Consider the following 15,516-nt stretch of genomic DNA (forward strand, 5'->3'; position numbering starts at 1 on the left):
GTTGGTAAAACAGAAAGTGAGTCAGCGCTGCTAACCTGTTGTGAAATGCTCTTCACCGATGCGGGTCATTGCAATGAGAAAAACAAGGTAGCTGTATGCTCGAAACACAACAAGATATTAAGAAATTCTTTAAACATGATTTGAAGCTTAGACACCTCCAGATAATTGCCATGCTTGCCCAGTTAGGGCAGGTCAGTCATGTGGCGAAAGCAATGAACGTGACTCAGCCGGCGATTTCTAAGCAAATCGGTGAGATTGAGCGTTCCCTGAACAGCCCAATCATTCAAAGGCAAGGTAACCGCGTTGTTTTCACCCCTATTGGTGAAAGGTTGGCAGCCCATGCGACTGAAATCATACAATTAATTGAAAGGGCTGAATTTGATGTCGATGCTGTCCACCGGGGGTTAGGAGGCCACGTTGTAGTGGGTGTGGTCGCCTCACTTGCACCGACACTGTTGCCAGAGGCCATTAAACGGCTCAAGGTAATTGCTCCTTCTGCAGTCGTTTCTATCACTGAAGGCCACTTTAATCAGCTATTACCTCTGCTGGAAAATGGCAATCTAGATATCTTGATAGCTCGGGCATGGGAGCCTTTCTTTCGCGAGGGCATCAGTAAAACCTCGATATTAAAGGAACCTATTCTGGTGGTAGCCGGCTCTCAGCACCCGCTTGCGGTGCGAGCAACAATCGAATGGAAAGACGTTGTAGCTTGGCCATGGATTAGCCCAGCAGAAGGGTCATTAGCCAGGCAAGCCGTTGACACATGCCTTGCCAAGGCCGGTTTAGCATTCCCTTCCAGTTATATCGAATCTACATCACTACTGCTCAACTTTGAGCTGATGCGGATCGCTCCGTTCATCAGCCTCATGCCTGAGTGGTTGGCCAGACATCATGCGGGAAAGGGAGATCTAAGTATCCTGCCGTTGCAATTTGATGAAATTCTTTCGGAGGCCTACTGCTATTGGAGAAGCAATTCATCTAATGCAACTAGCAAGCTATTTCAAGAATGCCTGGAACAGGCAAGTCACCAGTCTCGTTTTACTTCCCATTGAGTCAGAGTAAAGTGAAGCGCTCTCTTCGTATTACTGTTTGGTTATGCGAAGAGAGCAATTTGTCATTTGTCTGCCTTCACATCACTGAGTATTCTCAAATAAAGACAAGTATAAGTTCTGTTAGTAGCAACGCCTTCGGAGCCTTGTATGGCCTATGCTATCGTAGCTTTTTGTGTATTCCTGTTTTCGGGTACAGCATTCGCTTATCTAGTAGGTGCCACTGCGGTCATCGCATTTTTGACGACTGGCTATCCGCAATACATAGCGATACTTCCTCAACGTATCTTTGCTCAGTTAGATGTCTTTGCTTTTATGGCTATGCCCTTGTTCATACTCACCGGAGAGCTGATGAATCGTGCTGGTGTGATGGGGTCTCTGATCGATTTTGCTATGGCTCTGCTTGGTCGTTTCAAGGGTGGTCTGGGGCATGTCAATATTATGACGAGCCTATTCTTTTCTGGTATATCAGGTTCCGCGGTGGCCGATTCAGCAGCTGTGTCCAACTCTTTGATTCCAGCTATGCGCGAACGTGGTTATCCACCATATTATGCAGGAGCACTAACCGCCGCTTCATCAATGATTGGGCCGATTATTCCGCCTAGCATCATTATGATCATTTACGGAGGGCTAACAGGCACCTCCGTAGCAGCGCTTTTTGTGGCTGGCATTTTGCCTGGTTTGCTACTGGCCTGTTTGCTCTTCGCATTTAATGCCTGGATAGCACATCGAGACGATCATCCCGGTGGTAGCACTATTGATATTCCTCCACTGTTCGCTAGCTTTAAAAGAGCGTGGCCTGCTTTATCTATACCCATCATTATCCTTGGCAGTATCGTCTTTGGGCTTACAACTCCAACTGAAGGCGCAGCACTTGCTGTTATTGCGGCTATATTAGTAGGTTGGTCGATGGGAGGGATGTCTTGGAAAGTGCTCTATTCAGCCGTGGAGGCGACAGCACGTTTAACAGGCTCTATCTTTATTGTCATTTGCTCTATCGCAGTACTTAGTTATCTTGCAGGACTGCTGGGTTGGCCTCAATTATTGGCAGGCTGGATAGCCTCAATGGGGCTTGCCGGAAATAATTACCTTTTGTTACTTATTTTTGTGCTTCTTGTTGCCGGTATGTTCATGGACACACCTGTGGCACTCACATTACTCGTACCATTGCTTGTGCCTACAGCGCTGTTACAAGGTTTCAATCCGGTACATCTAGGTATTATGGTTTGCTTCAACCTTTGTATTGGATTGATAACACCTCCTTTTGGGAAATGTTTAATTGTGGTTTCGGGGATTGCGAAAATAAATTACTGGAACCTTGCTAAAGCAACACTACCCTTTATTGGAATACAGTTAGTAATATTGTTGATAATTGCCTTTTTTCCGAATATTAGTCTCTTGCTTCCACGGATATTCGGGTTCAACGTGCTCTAGATTAAAAAATCACAACTTCTATCGATAACAAGCATAATGGAGACACTGTATGAAATTGCTAAAGATTCTCGCAATGGCGTCAGCCCTAATTGCATTTCCTATGTCGGTTCTTGGTAGCGAAATCAAGGTTGCTCTGGATAGTCCAACGGACTTAGAAAGGTCAGGCTCCTATGTTTGGGCACATAATTTTACTGAAGCTCTCAAAGAGCGCGGCTTAAATGCTCGCGAAATACCTCGAGATGCTATGGGGGGAGAGGCAGAAAAACTCGACCAACTTTCAATGGGCCTGCTAGAAGTATCTTTGTCGGACGTAAATTCAGTCGCACGCATCGATCCGTTTATTTTCGGCGTACGTTTGCCTTATCTTTTTGATGGAGTGAGCCACATGGATCGAGCTCTCACTGAAGGTGATGTTCTGTCACGCATCAATGAAAATATTAAGCATGCTGGGGTTCGTTTATTGACGCTCGCACCGCTTGGCCCTCCCTCCGGTATTATCACAACACGCAAGGCTGTCACTCAGCCTGAAGACATGGCCGACCTGCGGATGCGTGCCATCGACGATGTACAAAACGCGCTCTATAGAGCTTGGGGCGGAAGCGGAACAATTGTTGCCTGGGGAGAGGTGGCGGCAGCAATGCAGACAGGTATTGTCGATGGCTATATTAATACTTCACTTGTCCCAATTATGTTTGGACAAACGGACATCATAAGCTATTACACTGATACTAATGTTATGAACGCTTTACGTGCGGTTCTGGTTTCTGACGACTGGTACCAGGGTCTGAGTGAGCAGGAAAGAAGTATTGTCGATGAATCCGTTGGTATTGCTAATCAGGCCAACCGGGCATGGCTTCAAGATATTACACCCAAGGTTTTAAACGAGCTTAGGGAAAATGGTGTGGAAGTAACAAAATTGTCGGCAGAATCGCGTGATAGATTTCGTGAGTTATCTCGCTCGGTTTACGATCAGACGGAGCTGACACCCGCACAAGTCGAGACGTGGACTGATCTTGCCGAAAAGACGCGCTAAATCCAGCTGTTAGTTACCCTATCCAGTTATATTAACCTGGATGCAGGGGGGCTTTTCTAGTGATTATGCTGAGCGTAAGGTGTATACAATATGTGCCGTTCAATAGTTATCCTCAGTGATTGTCTAGATTGGCTTGCTCGCCGAGTATCAGTATTGTGCTTAGTGTTGATGCTGCTATTCGTAGCAATCCAAGTGGTGGCTCGATACGCTTTTAACGCACCGCCATCATGGACAGAAGAAATGGCTCGTTACATGATGGTGTGGGGCGGGCTGCTCGGCGCTACGCTTTCTTTTAAGTCGAAAGATGACCCTGCGCTTTTTCAGGGGGCCATGCACTTTAAGAGCTTTTCATTGAGGCTTTTTTCGGCACTGTTGCGCGGTGTGGCAGTGCTCATCTTTTTTGTTCCTATTATCTATTTCAGTATCTTGGGGTCTGGAATGGATCCGTCACGTGGTTTTATCGCACGTCAGTCACAGATTAGTGCAGATACGTTGGGATTTCCGATGTCATGGGTGGTGTTATCTGTGCCAATTTGTGCAGCTATTATTTTGGTGCATCTGCTTGCTCGTGCTTGTGAATCGAAAATTAGCAAGGAAGGATCTACTTTCTATCATTAATGATTTTCTATTAATTGTTAAGTGTAATTGTGGTTTTTTAACTTTCTTACCCATGTTTTAAATGATCGTTGAGATAGTATTTTGATGTCAGTCATGCTGAAAAAGATAAAAGTGACGTTCTGTTGGTGATTGTTTTATGTATCGTAAAGATTTTTGTCATTGTTAATGATGGTGGCTATTGTTTTTAATAAAAACCTGGTTTTATCGGCTATGTCTTTTGATAAATTACATAAAGGAAGATGTTTGAATGATACCTTGTGATTTGAGTGCTACTCAGGCTCGTCGCCTGCTTTCTTCAAAACAGCTCTCTGCTGTCGAGCTTGCTGAGAGCTGTATCGCCCGAGCGGAAGCTGTGAACCCGGCAGTAAATGCTTTAGTTAGCTATAATCACGACTTAATGCTTACTCAAGCTCGCGATGCTCAAAGGGAAATCGACCAAGGTAAGCCTCTTGGTGTACTGCACGGTCTGCCATTGTGTGTAAAGGATATGGTCGATGTAGTTGGTTTTCCTACAACTTATGGTAGTGAGTTATATGCCGATAATATAGCTACGTCAGATGACCCGATGATCACCCAGCTACGCCAAGCAGGTGTCGTCATTATGGGTAAGACAAATAACCCTGAGTGGAGTGCTGGAGGAAATACTCGAAATGCGGTGTATGGCGTCACTGCGAATCCCTTTGATTTATCTCGTTCTGCAGGTGGTTCATCGGGAGGCTCGGCCGTGGCTGTTGCCTGCGGCATGGCACCTTTGGCGACTGGTTCGGATACCGGCGGTAGCCTGCGAAGCCCAGCGGCATTCAATGGTGTTGTTGGCTTTCGTCCCTCGCCTGGCGTAGTTCCTGGATCGCAGCGTTCATTAGCACTGCTTCCTTTATCTACCAGCGGGCCAATGGCACGGACTGTAGCTGACACCGCACTCATGCTATCAGCCATGATTAGACCTGACCGAAGAGATCCATGGGTATCGGTAGTTGAGGAAAAAAGCCACCATAACCCTGACTCTTACACGCATTTACCCTCTTCTGATCTGAGTAGTGCTAGAGTTGCGGTTACCCATGATTTTGGTTTTGCGATAACAGAGTCGCTTATTGCTGAAACCTTCCTTGATAAATTACATCGGTTCGGTCATGTATTTGCTTCCTTAGAGCACACCCACCCGGATTGCCATGGTGCAGATAGGGCTTTTTCAGTTTTAAGAGGATTGTTGTTTTCCGGCCATCATCGTGAGTTGGTTAGAAACCATCCAAGTAAGGTGGGCCCGAATATCAAGGCCAATGTTAAAGAGGGGGCTTCATTCTCTGCGTTAGATGTCGTGGAGGCCATGAATTTGCAGACCCAAATATACCGGCGCTGGCAAACATTTTTCGAACGGCATGATTTTATTATTGCGCCGACTACGACTATTAGTCCACGAAACTGGCATGAGCTTTACCCCAGTGAGATAGACGGAAAACCGATGGAAAGCTATTACCATTGGCTTTCAATGGCTTATGCGTCGACATTGGTTGGCCACCCATCTATTACGTTACCTGCCGGACGGGATCTAAATGGTCTTCCTTTTGGTTTGCAGATCATTGGCCGCCGTGGCGAAGACCTGGCTACGCTTGCTTTTGCTCAGGAACTAGAAGCCTTGTTCAATACTGTTCCAGAGCTCTCACGTCCTCAGGTCGATACTAAATCGCTTTGCAATGCCCAGCCACTGAGCTTCTCTGAAGGCTTCCTCGGCTTCGGTTAATTGATTTTCAATAAGTATCAGGAGATACGCTATGAACATGCCATTTTCTAAGTTTCGCGAAGTCAATGATCTGGTCATGCTTTCCGGAGAAGTTCCTTTAGATGAAGAAGGAAGAGTTCCGGAGGGAATTGTTGCGCAAACTGATCTAGTAATGAAGCGCATTTCTTCAACACTGGCCCAGAGTGGTCTGGGGTTAAGTGAGATTGTATCAGTCACTGCCTATCTCACTGATAAAAGTGATTTTGAGCTTTTCAACAGTACTTATAAGAACTATTTTTCTGCGCCTCTGCCGGTTCGCACTACTATATGTTGTGAGCTTTTTATCGATGCTAAGGTAGAGCTAACAGTGGTAGCCGCTCGTTCACTTTCAGCTTCACAAGCCTAAAGCTTAAAAGCCATGAATAATAAGTATTCGGGGGCTGATATCATTGCTCTAGGCTCTGTCTGAAAAGAGTTAACGCACGTCTTTTACACGCTTTGCCTTACCCATCGAACGCATAACACTCTCTACCGGGCACACCTTGACCTGGGTGCTGATGCCAATGTGCGTCTTGATGGAATGCTGGAGCTGTTTCGCGGCTTCTTCACAAGCCACGGGGTCGCGGGCGATGTCATGATGATTCGCCTCTACACGAACAAGCACCATGTCCATATTGCCTTGGCGGCTGACTTCGATCTCGTAGTGGGGAGAAAGCGACGCGATCTTGAGCAACTGCTCTTCGATCTGAGTGGGGAACACATTAACCCCGCGAATGATCAGCATGTCGTCGCTGCGGCCAGTAATCTTGTCGATGCGTCGCATGGGGCGCGCGGTGCCCGGCAGCAGGCGGGTCAGGTCGCGGGTGCGGTAGCGAATAACCGGCAGGCCTTCTTTAGTAAGGGTGGTGAACACCAGCTCGCCGTACTCGCCGTCCGGTAGGACGTCACCGCTGACTGGGTCGATGATCTCGGGATAGAAATGATCTTCCCAGATGGTCGGGCCATCTTTGGTCTCCAGGCACTCCATGCCCACGCCGGGGCCCATCACTTCCGACAGGCCATAGATATCCAATGCATCGATACCCAGGCGCTTCTCAAGAGCCGTGCGCATGCTGTCGGTCCAGGGTTCGGCACCGAAAATGCCGGTACGCAGCGGCAGTGTGTGGGGATCGATGCCCTGGCGCTCCATCTCGTCCGCGATGTTGAGCATATACGAGGGAGTGACCATGATAATGTCCGGCTCGAAATCACGGATCAACTGAACCTGTTTCTCGGTCTGGCCACCCGACATGGGGATCACCGCGCAACCCAGGCGCTCGGCACCGTAATGCGCGCCCAGCCCACCGGTGAATAGACCATAGCCATACGCCACATGCACCTTATCGTTGCGGCTGCCGCCGGCGGCGCGGATCGAGCGCGCCATCACATCGGACCACACATCAATATCGTTCTGGGTGTAGCCTACCACCGTCGGTTGCCCGGTGGTGCCGCTGGAGGCATGGATGCGAACGATCTCGCTCATCGGTGTGGCCAACATGCCGAACGGGTAGTTGTCGCGCAAATCTGCCTTGGTGGTGAAAGGCAGTTTGGCGAGATCCTCCAGCGTCTGGATATCGTCGGGATGCACTCCAGCCTTGTCGAAGGACTGGCGGTAGAACGGCACATTGTCGTAAGCGTGCTTCAGGCTCCACTTCAGGCGCTTGACCTGAGTGGCGCGCAGCTCGTCGACGCTGGCGGTTTCCAGGGGATCGAGAGTCGCGGTGTTGATACGCGTTGCGGGCTGATTCATCAGGGGTCTCCGATCAAGCTAGTTGTTATTGGACTAATTTCTAAATGCGCCATGGGCGATGAAATGGCTTTAGTAATGGGCTTATAAGCGCTCAATGATCAGCGCCTCTTTCATTGGTTATCTCCAGCAGCGGTGTCTTCCAGGCGGCGTACGCTGCCGCGAATTTTGTAGGAACGCCCGCGGAACAAGGCAACGGTATCGCCGTGCTGATTGCGCAATGTAATGTCGTAAATGCCGGTACGCCCGCGGCGGCTGCGCTCCTCGGCGGTGGCGGTGATCTCGTCGCCCAGCTGGCCGGGGCCGAGATAGTCGATACTGCAACCGGAGGCTACTGTGGCTTCGTCGTAGCTGTTGCAGGCAAACGCGAAGGCTGAGTCAGCCAGGGCAAACAGAAATCCGCCATGGCAGTTGCCGTGCCCCTGCACCATGTCCTGACGCACGGTCATGGTCAGTTCGGCGAAGCCGGGAGCCACGCGAGTAATGCGCATCCCCAGCCCTTGGCTGGCATGGTCGCGGGAAAACATTGCCTCGGCGCAGGCTTCCGCCAGTTGCTGCGGGGTCAGTTGGGAATCATGCATGGAAGCTTTCCTCGTATAGGGCTTCGAGCCGAGCAAACACCTGGCGCTTGGCCCCAAGGTTCTCGACGATAGCCTCGATAACCAAACGGCTATCGGTCAAGGCATTAATGGCGCCTGTGCTGATGATGCTAATAGTGGCGGTAGAGAGAATGGCTGGCATATCACTCTCCCTTGAAGGTGGGGCGACGTTTTTCCATAAAAGCGCTAACGCCTTCGCGGTAATCTTCGCTGCGCCCAGCAAGGCGCTGAAGGTCGCGTTCCAGGTCGAGCTGTTCGTTGAAACTGTTATCGCTGCTGGCATGCAGGGCGCGCTTAATCAGCGCTAGGCCATGGGTTGGTTGAGTGGCCAGGTGGCGAGCCATGCTCATGGCTTCTTCTTGAAGCGTCTCATCGTCGACGCAGCGCCAGATCATGCCCCACTGTTCGGCGGTCTCGGCGGGGAGCTTGTCGCCCAGCATCGCCAGGCCCTTGGCGCGAGCCATGCCCACTAAATTAGGCAATGTCCAGGTACCGCCAGAGTCTGGAATCAAACCGATCTTACAGAAGGCCTGAATAAAGCTTGCCGAGCGCGCGGCCAATACGATGTCGCAGGCCAGGGCGATGTTGGCACCGGCACCTGCGGCCACGCCGTTCACCGCACAAATGGTCGGGAACGGCATGTCTTTAAGGGCGCGCAGCATGGGGTTGTAACGTTTCTCAAGCGACTCGCCGAGGTCGGGGGCTTCTGCGCCGGGCGCGACGCTACGGTCGGAAAGATCCTGGCCGGCGCAGAAGCCTCGACCGCTGCCGGTCAGCAGCAAAGCGCGAACGCTTGAGTCTTGGCGCACGGCTTTTAGCACCTTGCGCATCTCGGCATGCATTTCGGTATTGAAGCTGTTCAAGCTTTCGGGGCGGTTCAGCGTGATGCAGGCGACGCCGTCTTCCACGCTGTAAAGCAGGGGCGCTTGGCTCATGGGTAATGTCCTTGTGTCAGTGCCCTTGAAAAGTGGCAGGTCGTTTTTATTGGAAGGCGCATGCCCTTTTCGCGGTCGGCGGTGCCCGCCAGTGACCGTTCGGCCTGTGATCCACAGGATGAATCTCTGCCGAGTATAGATTTATTTTGATACACATCAATATTATATGGGTGATTATAATGTGTCGCTTGTTGGTGTTGTTGGTAGTTTGTTAGTTATTAACAATAACTTGTGTGACTTTTTTGCGAATATAAGATAATTGTTAGACGATGGTATAAAAAAACCAAGGTCGTCTAAAAAACTGACTTACAGCAGGGTGCGTCGAGTTTTTAGATAGCGGTGTGCCCATTCTTCAGTAGACGGCGACAGGTAAAGTGTTTGATGTTTTGTTACGTAAAATATAATCTTAGTTGATATTGCGTATCAAGATAGATTGAGCGCAGGAGCGCCCCATGACGCAATCAGCGCAGCAAAGGCGCGATAACCCTAGGTGGCTACACAACTGATGGGGCAGGGGCCGAACAGTTCGAAGAGCGGGCGATGGGGGCAGCACCCCACACGGCCAATCAAGCTAACGGAGAGTGTTATGCCTTACTATCGACTTGAAGGGGTGACGCCGGTGGTACACCCGACCGCCTATGTCCATCCTACTGCGGTGTTAATTGGCGACGTAATCGTGGGCCCCAACTGTTATGTAGGCCCCGGCGCGGTGATGCGTGGTGATTTCGGGCGGCTGGTGCTGGAAGAGGGATCTAACCTTCAGGATACCTGTGTGATGCACGGCTTCCCAGGCTGCGTCACCAAGGTTGAGAAGGATGGCCATATCGGCCATGGCGCGGTACTGCATGGCTGCGTGATTGGGCGTGATGCCATGGTCGGCATGAATGCCGTGGTGATGGACGGCGCCAACATTGCCGAACGATCTATCGTTGCGGCGGCAGCGTTCGTTAAGGCGGGCTTCGAGTGTGAGCCCCAGTCACTTGTGATGGGGGCACCCGCAAAGGTTAAGCGCGCGCTGAGTGATGAAGAGTTCGACTGGAAACAGCAGGGTACCCAGGAGTATCAGCGCTTAGTGGGCCGTTGTCGGGATAGCCTGGAGCCCTGTGAACCGCTGGCAGAACTCGATGCTGACCGTCCAACCTTGCTGGCTGGTGATACTCAGCCCAAGCAGCAGACCTTAGCATAGCGTGGCAAGGCGATGCTGTTGGTATGGCTCGCTACCACAACCACATCACTCCCCCCTGGCGGGCCATCCCCCAACCCCAGCCATGGGTCGATGGCCCCAGGAGGCCTTTGTGATCGCCCCTGAAGGTGAAGAGGTTCATTGCCACGAACACGGCCGGATCAACGTCTAGTTCCTCTGGGGCCGCTACGCTGCACTAGACGACACTAGACGACACCGCTAGCTGCTGTGCGCGCGTCCTGGGCGTCAGCCCCAGGTTCAGGCAGAGGCACCGCAGCCCCATAACCCCCCTTGAGAGCCAAGTCTCAGACCTGAGTCGGTCGGAAAATCCGGGTGCCGCCACGTTCAATGTTGACCAAATTCGAAGAGGCAAAGTGTTTCAAGACCATACGCGACTGTCGCAACTTGGGGCACCGATTGTCGCTTGCTGGCCAAGCATCTAAAAAACTCGGGCAAGCAAATCACTTCAACCACATGAATAAAAAGAAGTTGTTGATAGTCGGCGCGGTCAATGCAAGTTGAATGGCACTGGCACATACCTTCGATGTTCGCCCGCGAAGACAACTGCAGACGAACATCACGACAACAATAATGCGTGGAGAACTCTCCGTGATGAGACATGCACTTCCCTCAGGGCTCTGTAGCCTAGCCCTGCTGCTGCCTACTGGCATCGTCTTGGCCTCTGCTGGCAGCGAGGCCATCGACAGGTACTGTTCAGGCTGCCACCAGACCCAAAGTGGCCCCCAGAGCTGGAGCCGCATTAGTGCACAGCGCAAGACCCCGGAAGGTTGGGACATGACGATCGCGCGCATGCAGACCATGCACGGCCTGGAGCTGCCCCTGGAGGCGCGCCGGGATATCGTCAAGTTCCTCGCCGATACCCGCGGCCTGGCCCCTGAGGAGAGCGCGCCCCAACGTGAGCTGATCGAGCGACGCCTCAACCGTATCGAGTCTTTCGATCATCCCAGCTACCAGGAGATGTGTGCCCGCTGTCATACTGGCGGCCGCGCCCAACTGCAGCGCCGTCCCCGGGAAGAGTGGGAGAGACTAGTGCACTTCCATGTGGGCCAGTTCCAGACCATTGAGTACCAGGCCATGGCACGGGATCGTGACTGGTTCGATCTCGCCCTGAACGAGATCGCTCCCTGGCTGGCCGAGACTCAAAGTCTCGAAAATGAAGCCTGGGAGTCATGGCAGCAGGCCGAACAGACCTCTCCTGAGGGCGACTGGCAGCTCTGGGGGCACTGGCCCGGAGAAGGCGACTTTTATGCCGACGTGACTATTAACGCCGCTGAAGGCGAGGATGCCTACTCCCTTAGCCTGGACGGCGCTTTCACCAGTGGTCGCCCGCTCAGTGGCGAAGGCCAGGCCATCGTTTATACCGGCTACGAGTGGCGCGCCAACCTGAACCTCAACGGTCGTGATCTCAAGCAGGTGCTGGATCTCTCCGGCGCGCATCCCAGCGGGCGCATCTTCGATGACCATGACGATGCTTTTGGAATGATGGTGGAAATGGTGCCTCACGAAGCGGCCGAGTCTGCTGTGTTGGCCAGCTTGCCCGCCTCGCTCAAGGCCGGCGAGCGCAGCCGGCTGGTGCTGCTGGGCCACGGTCTTGGGGAAGGGGAGATCAGTCTCGGGGAGGGCGTCACCGTGCGTGAGGTGGTCGAACGTAGCGACATGCGCCTGGTGCTGGACGTTGAGGCCAGCACCGATCTTACGCCCGGCTGGTTGACTATGCAGATTGGCGAGATCAGCGCTGAGAAACTGCTCGCTGGCTACCGCACGGTGGATCGCCTGGAGGTGAGTCCAGCGCTGGGGGTGGCTCGCATCGGCAACGACAAGACCCCGCCAGTGAGTGGTGTCTTCACCGCCGCAGGCTATCTGGATGGCGCCGATGAAGCCATCCCGCTGGGTCAGGTACCGGTACGTTGGAGCGTGTCCCCCTGGGACGAGATCGCCGAACGCGACGAGGATGCCAGGTTTGCTGGCATACTGGACGCCGCCACAGGGATCTTCTCGCCGGCCGGGGCCGGGCCCAACCCGCTGCGCCAGTACAATGCCAACAGCGTGGGCAACCTGCGGGTGACCGCCAGTGTGGTGGGGCAGGAGGCGATGCAGGACGAAGCCCAACTGATCGTTACCGTGCAACGCTGGAACAACCCACCGCTTCGCTAGGAGGTCACCATGGGAATCTTACAAGCCATACCCGAGAACCTGCATCGGATGGAAGTGGAAGGCCAGCCGCTGTGGTTCCATATCCCCACCACCAGCCTGTTTGCCCCGGATGCCCTCAGCGAGGAGCTGCTGGCTCTGGCCGGGCGAAAGGAGGGGCTCGACAGCGGGGCGCTGCCGGGACATCTGACACATCAGGTCAGCGGCGAAGATATTCAGGAGCGGCTGCTACAGCTCAAAGCGCTGAAGCTGATCACCGATGGAGTCGTCCAGGCCTATAATCCCAGCGTAAAGGTGGAGCAGTTCCCGCTCTCTACCGTGGTGCTCAACGTCAATACCGGCTGCAACCTGAGCTGCAGCTACTGCTATAAGGAAGACCTGGATACCCCCCGGGACGGCAAAAAGATGGATCTGGCCACCGCCCAGGCCTCCATCGAGATGATGCTGCGCGAGGCCCCCCAGCGGGATCGCTACAACATCGTCTTCTTCGGCGGCGAGCCGCTCAGCAACATGCCGTTGATCCGCCAGGTGGTTGACTGGGCCGAGGCGCGCATCCACGGGCTCGGCAAGGCAGTGGATTTCACGCTGACCACCAACGCCACCCTGCTGAATGAGGAGAAAATCGCCTTCTTCGACGCCCATCGTTTTGGACTCACGGTGAGCATGGACGGCCCCAAGGCGATCCACGACAAGAACCGCATTGCGGTCAACGGCCAGGGCACCTACGATCTGGTGGCCAAGCGCATTAAACCGCTGCTGGCCAGCTATCGCTCACGGCCGGTGGGGGCCAGGGTGACCCTGACTCGTGGCATCACCGACGTCATCGGTATCCACGACCACCTGGTCAATGAGCTGGGTTTCGCCGAAGCGGGCTTCGCTCCCGTCACCTCTGGTGATATGGCGGCCTACAACCTTACCGGCGACGAGCTCAAGCAGGTCTTCGACGGTATGGTCGAGCTCGGTGAGCGGGCCGTGGCAGCCGCCATTCAGGGGCGCGATATCGGCTTCGGCAACTTCAACCAACTGCTCACCGATCTTTGGGAAGGGCGCAGCAAGGCGGTGCCCTGCGGCGCAGGCCTAGGGTTGGTCTCGGTGGATCATGCGGGCGATGTACACCTCTGTCACCGTTTTACTGGCTCCGAGATGCCTACCTTCGGCAGCGTCCAGGAGGGGCTTGATCACGCTGGTCTCAAGCAGTTTATCGAGGCCAGGAGCGATCGCTCCGAGCGTGGCTGCAGCAACTGTCGGATCCGCAACCTCTGCTCCGGTGGCTGCTACCACGAGAGCTACGCTCGCTATGGCGACCCCATGACCCCCACCTATCACTACTGCGACCTGATGCGCGACTGGGTCGATTTCGGCATTCAGGCCTATGCCCGCATCCTGCGCCATAACCCCGATTTTCTCGACGGCCCCCTGGCCGGGAGGCAAACAGCATGACGAATAACAAGAAGAACTTGACCGCACTGGGGTTGGCCCCCCTCAACCGCAAGGCCCGCGAAATGGAGCGGGCCGCCAGCCCAGAGGCCCTGGAAGAAGTGCAGGCCATGCAGACTATCGCCGGGTGCACTTCCAGCTTCGACCCGGGCTGGGAAGTGGATCCCTTCGGCGGCGTGGCCTCGCTGTGCCAACCGATGGAGGCAGATCTCTATGGCTGCGCTGACCCCTGCTGGTGGCCTGCTCAGGTACCGGACACCATGAACACCTACCCCCAATGGGGGGATGGGGCCGATCGCGCTGAGGATGATTGGCGCAAGTTCGATAGCGTCTATCCGGGAGACGAGAAGTGATGAATACCTCAGAAATGAAGCGGCTCACCCTGCCCCTAATAGGGCTGTTGGCCTTCGCTGCCCAGCCCCTGGTGGTTAATGCTGCTGTCGCCGGTGAAGCCAGCGCTGACGAAGTACGCGAGTATCTGGTAACCATGGCCCGTCCCAACCAGCTCTACGTGATCGACCCGGAGGCCCAGGAAGTGGTGCGCACCTGTGACGTAGAAGGCGACTTCGGCTCCGGCACTCTGCAGCTATCACCGGATGAGCGGATCGCCTATGTGCTGCACAACCGCTGGGAAGACGTGGTGGGCATCGACCTCACCAGTTGTGAGGAAGTCTTCCGTGCCAGCGGCTCAGGCAACTCAATACGCGCTAAATCCATCGCCTCCCTGGCCGTGAGCCCGGACGGTAGCCGACTCTATAGCATCTGGGATCGGGTGCGGCTAGGTATCGACCATTACGAAGTGTTGGAGCCACAGCTGGCGGTCTATGACACGACAGCGGGTCTCGCTGCCGAGCCCCTGACCACCTTTCCGGCACCGCGCCAGGTGACGACCATGGGAGCCGCCGAGGACGGTTATCTCTATCTCGCTGGCGCTGATATATATCGGATCGACCCGGAAAGCGGCGAGACTGAGATCGCCATTGCCAACCGGAATTGGGATCGCCCCAGTTTTAGCTCGCCAGATTCCTTAGCCGTGTGGTCTATGGGCGAGGTAACCAACGAGTTCCTGCGCCCCTACACGGTGGCGGAGCATCCCGGCGAGGAGAACGAGGCCTGGCACTGGGGCGTCAGCCGAGTCGACCTAGCCACCGGCGAGACTGAGAACAAGGAGATTGTCCCTTTCGAGTTCATCATCTTCTCCATGGTTTCTGACCCCCGGGAGAGGGACGTCTTTTACGGCGTCTACACCCAACTCAGCAAGCTGGATGCCCGCACCCAAGAGATCGTGGATGTGATCGATCTTGATCATACTTACTACAGCATCAACACTTCCTATGACGGTTCGCGGATTTACCTGGGCGGTGCCTCCAGCGATATCGCCATCTATGATGATGACTTCAATGATCTGGGGCGCATCCGCTTGCCCGGTGATATGAGCACAGCAACGCTGAAGGTGGCACGCTTCTAGGTTGCCGTTACATGATCCTTCTGGCCGGCGCTTGCTAAAGCGACCGGCCCTTTTTGCTGGGGGCAGCCCCTATGAATGATGAATG

Annotated in this window: 15 protein-coding genes; 11 read left to right on the forward strand and 4 right to left on the reverse strand. The window is 54.0% G+C overall.

Features of this window, described 5'->3' with window-relative positions; genetic code table 11:
• Positions 1-95 precede the first annotated feature (95 nt).
• From AC4EYZ_RS14295 to AC4EYZ_RS14320, 6 genes are all read left to right on the forward strand, one after another.
• The gene (locus AC4EYZ_RS14295) at positions 96-1,052 is read left to right on the forward strand and encodes a LysR family transcriptional regulator (RefSeq protein WP_474192254.1); all 957 of its coding nucleotides are present in this window, start codon (positions 96-98) and stop codon (positions 1,050-1,052) included.
• A 147-nt stretch (positions 1,053-1,199) separates the two neighbouring features.
• Positions 1,200-2,483, forward strand: coding sequence for a TRAP transporter large permease (locus tag AC4EYZ_RS14300; protein WP_474192253.1), 1,284 nt, complete (start codon positions 1,200-1,202; stop codon positions 2,481-2,483).
• 49 nt (positions 2,484-2,532) lie between these two features.
• Positions 2,533-3,516 (forward strand): TRAP transporter substrate-binding protein, encoded by a 984-nt coding sequence (locus AC4EYZ_RS14305; protein WP_009286064.1) that lies wholly within the window; start codon positions 2,533-2,535, stop codon positions 3,514-3,516.
• Between the two features lie 168 nt (positions 3,517-3,684).
• A complete protein-coding gene (locus tag AC4EYZ_RS14310) occupies positions 3,685-4,134 on the forward strand; it encodes a TRAP transporter small permease (RefSeq protein WP_236614924.1) in 450 nt (149 codons plus the stop codon).
• A 247-nt stretch (positions 4,135-4,381) separates the two neighbouring features.
• Positions 4,382-5,872, forward strand: coding sequence for an amidase (locus tag AC4EYZ_RS14315; protein WP_009286063.1), 1,491 nt, complete (start codon positions 4,382-4,384; stop codon positions 5,870-5,872).
• A gap of 31 nt (positions 5,873-5,903) precedes the next feature.
• Positions 5,904-6,257 (forward strand): RidA family protein, encoded by a 354-nt coding sequence (locus AC4EYZ_RS14320; protein WP_474192252.1) that lies wholly within the window; start codon positions 5,904-5,906, stop codon positions 6,255-6,257.
• Positions 6,258-6,326: 69 nt separating this feature from the next.
• Here the strand turns inward: AC4EYZ_RS14320 and paaK are convergent, their stop codons facing one another.
• The 4 genes from paaK to paaG form a co-directional block, all read right to left on the reverse strand.
• Positions 6,327-7,640, reverse strand: a complete 1,314-nt coding sequence (gene paaK, locus AC4EYZ_RS14325) for a phenylacetate--CoA ligase PaaK (protein WP_490203840.1) — start codon at positions 7,638-7,640, stop codon at positions 6,327-6,329.
• A 110-nt stretch (positions 7,641-7,750) separates the two neighbouring features.
• The gene (paaI, locus tag AC4EYZ_RS14330) at positions 7,751-8,218 is read right to left on the reverse strand and encodes a hydroxyphenylacetyl-CoA thioesterase PaaI (protein ID WP_027958340.1); all 468 of its coding nucleotides are present in this window, start codon (positions 8,216-8,218) and stop codon (positions 7,751-7,753) included.
• The gene (locus AC4EYZ_RS14335; RefSeq protein ID WP_022521452.1) at positions 8,211-8,378 is read right to left on the reverse strand and encodes a 3-hydroxyacyl-CoA dehydrogenase NAD-binding domain-containing protein; all 168 of its coding nucleotides are present in this window, start codon (positions 8,376-8,378) and stop codon (positions 8,211-8,213) included. Before AC4EYZ_RS14335 ends, paaI begins: the two co-directional genes overlap by 8 nt.
• Before the next feature lies 1 nt (position 8,379).
• A complete protein-coding gene (paaG, locus tag AC4EYZ_RS14340) occupies positions 8,380-9,171 on the reverse strand; it encodes a 2-(1,2-epoxy-1,2-dihydrophenyl)acetyl-CoA isomerase PaaG (RefSeq protein ID WP_474193162.1) in 792 nt (263 codons plus the stop codon).
• A 586-nt stretch (positions 9,172-9,757) separates the two neighbouring features.
• Between paaG and paaY the strand changes: the two genes are divergently transcribed.
• The 5 genes from paaY (at position 9,758) to peaD (ending at position 15,431) form a co-directional block, all read left to right on the forward strand.
• Positions 9,758-10,357, forward strand: a complete 600-nt coding sequence (gene paaY, locus AC4EYZ_RS14345; protein WP_041159065.1) for a phenylacetic acid degradation protein PaaY — start codon at positions 9,758-9,760, stop codon at positions 10,355-10,357.
• 609 nt (positions 10,358-10,966) lie between these two features.
• Positions 10,967-12,529 (forward strand): quinohemoprotein amine dehydrogenase subunit alpha, encoded by a 1,563-nt coding sequence (peaA, locus tag AC4EYZ_RS14350; protein WP_490203841.1) that lies wholly within the window; start codon positions 10,967-10,969, stop codon positions 12,527-12,529.
• Between the two features lie 9 nt (positions 12,530-12,538).
• On the forward strand, positions 12,539-13,966 hold the full coding sequence (peaB, locus tag AC4EYZ_RS14355) for a quinohemoprotein amine dehydrogenase maturation protein (protein ID WP_141440476.1): 1,428 nt from the start codon (positions 12,539-12,541) through the stop codon (positions 13,964-13,966).
• Positions 13,963-14,316: a quinohemoprotein amine dehydrogenase subunit gamma gene (gene qhpC / locus AC4EYZ_RS14360; RefSeq protein WP_052475698.1), complete on the forward strand. Its 354-nt coding sequence runs from the start codon at positions 13,963-13,965 to the stop codon at positions 14,314-14,316. The genes peaB and qhpC overlap by 4 nt, the downstream gene beginning before the upstream one ends.
• Entirely contained in the window at positions 14,316-15,431 is a 1,116-nt protein-coding gene (gene peaD, locus AC4EYZ_RS14365; protein WP_342584249.1) for a quinohemoprotein amine dehydrogenase subunit beta, read from the forward strand. Before qhpC ends, peaD begins: the two co-directional genes overlap by 1 nt.
• Positions 15,432-15,516: the final 85 nt, after the last annotated feature.

Source organism: Vreelandella sp. 162(4c) (assembly GCF_058152265.1).

Bases quoted from the DNA above. Each gene is read 5' to 3' on its own strand.
- AC4EYZ_RS14295 (WP_474192254.1), top strand. From the start codon at position 96: ATGCTCGAAACACAACAAGATATTAAGAAATTCTTTAAACATGATTTG.
- AC4EYZ_RS14300 (WP_474192253.1), top strand. From the start codon at position 1,200: ATGGCCTATGCTATCGTAGCTTTTTGTGTATTCCTGTTTTCGGGTACA.
- AC4EYZ_RS14305 (WP_009286064.1), top strand. From the start codon at position 2,533: ATGAAATTGCTAAAGATTCTCGCAATGGCGTCAGCCCTAATTGCATTT.
- AC4EYZ_RS14310 (WP_236614924.1), top strand. From the start codon at position 3,685: ATGCTGCTATTCGTAGCAATCCAAGTGGTGGCTCGATACGCTTTTAAC.
- AC4EYZ_RS14315 (WP_009286063.1), top strand. From the start codon at position 4,382: ATGATACCTTGTGATTTGAGTGCTACTCAGGCTCGTCGCCTGCTTTCT.
- AC4EYZ_RS14320 (WP_474192252.1), top strand. From the start codon at position 5,904: ATGAACATGCCATTTTCTAAGTTTCGCGAAGTCAATGATCTGGTCATG.
- paaK (WP_490203840.1), bottom strand. From the start codon at position 7,640: ATGAATCAGCCCGCAACGCGTATCAACACCGCGACTCTCGATCCCCTG.
- paaI (WP_027958340.1), bottom strand. From the start codon at position 8,218: ATGCATGATTCCCAACTGACCCCGCAGCAACTGGCGGAAGCCTGCGCC.
- AC4EYZ_RS14335 (WP_022521452.1), bottom strand. From the start codon at position 8,378: ATGCCAGCCATTCTCTCTACCGCCACTATTAGCATCATCAGCACAGGC.
- paaG (WP_474193162.1), bottom strand. From the start codon at position 9,171: ATGAGCCAAGCGCCCCTGCTTTACAGCGTGGAAGACGGCGTCGCCTGC.
- paaY (WP_041159065.1), top strand. From the start codon at position 9,758: ATGCCTTACTATCGACTTGAAGGGGTGACGCCGGTGGTACACCCGACC.
- peaA (WP_490203841.1), top strand. From the start codon at position 10,967: ATGAGACATGCACTTCCCTCAGGGCTCTGTAGCCTAGCCCTGCTGCTG.
- peaB (WP_141440476.1), top strand. From the start codon at position 12,539: ATGGGAATCTTACAAGCCATACCCGAGAACCTGCATCGGATGGAAGTG.
- qhpC (WP_052475698.1), top strand. From the start codon at position 13,963: ATGACGAATAACAAGAAGAACTTGACCGCACTGGGGTTGGCCCCCCTC.
- peaD (WP_342584249.1), top strand. From the start codon at position 14,316: ATGAATACCTCAGAAATGAAGCGGCTCACCCTGCCCCTAATAGGGCTG.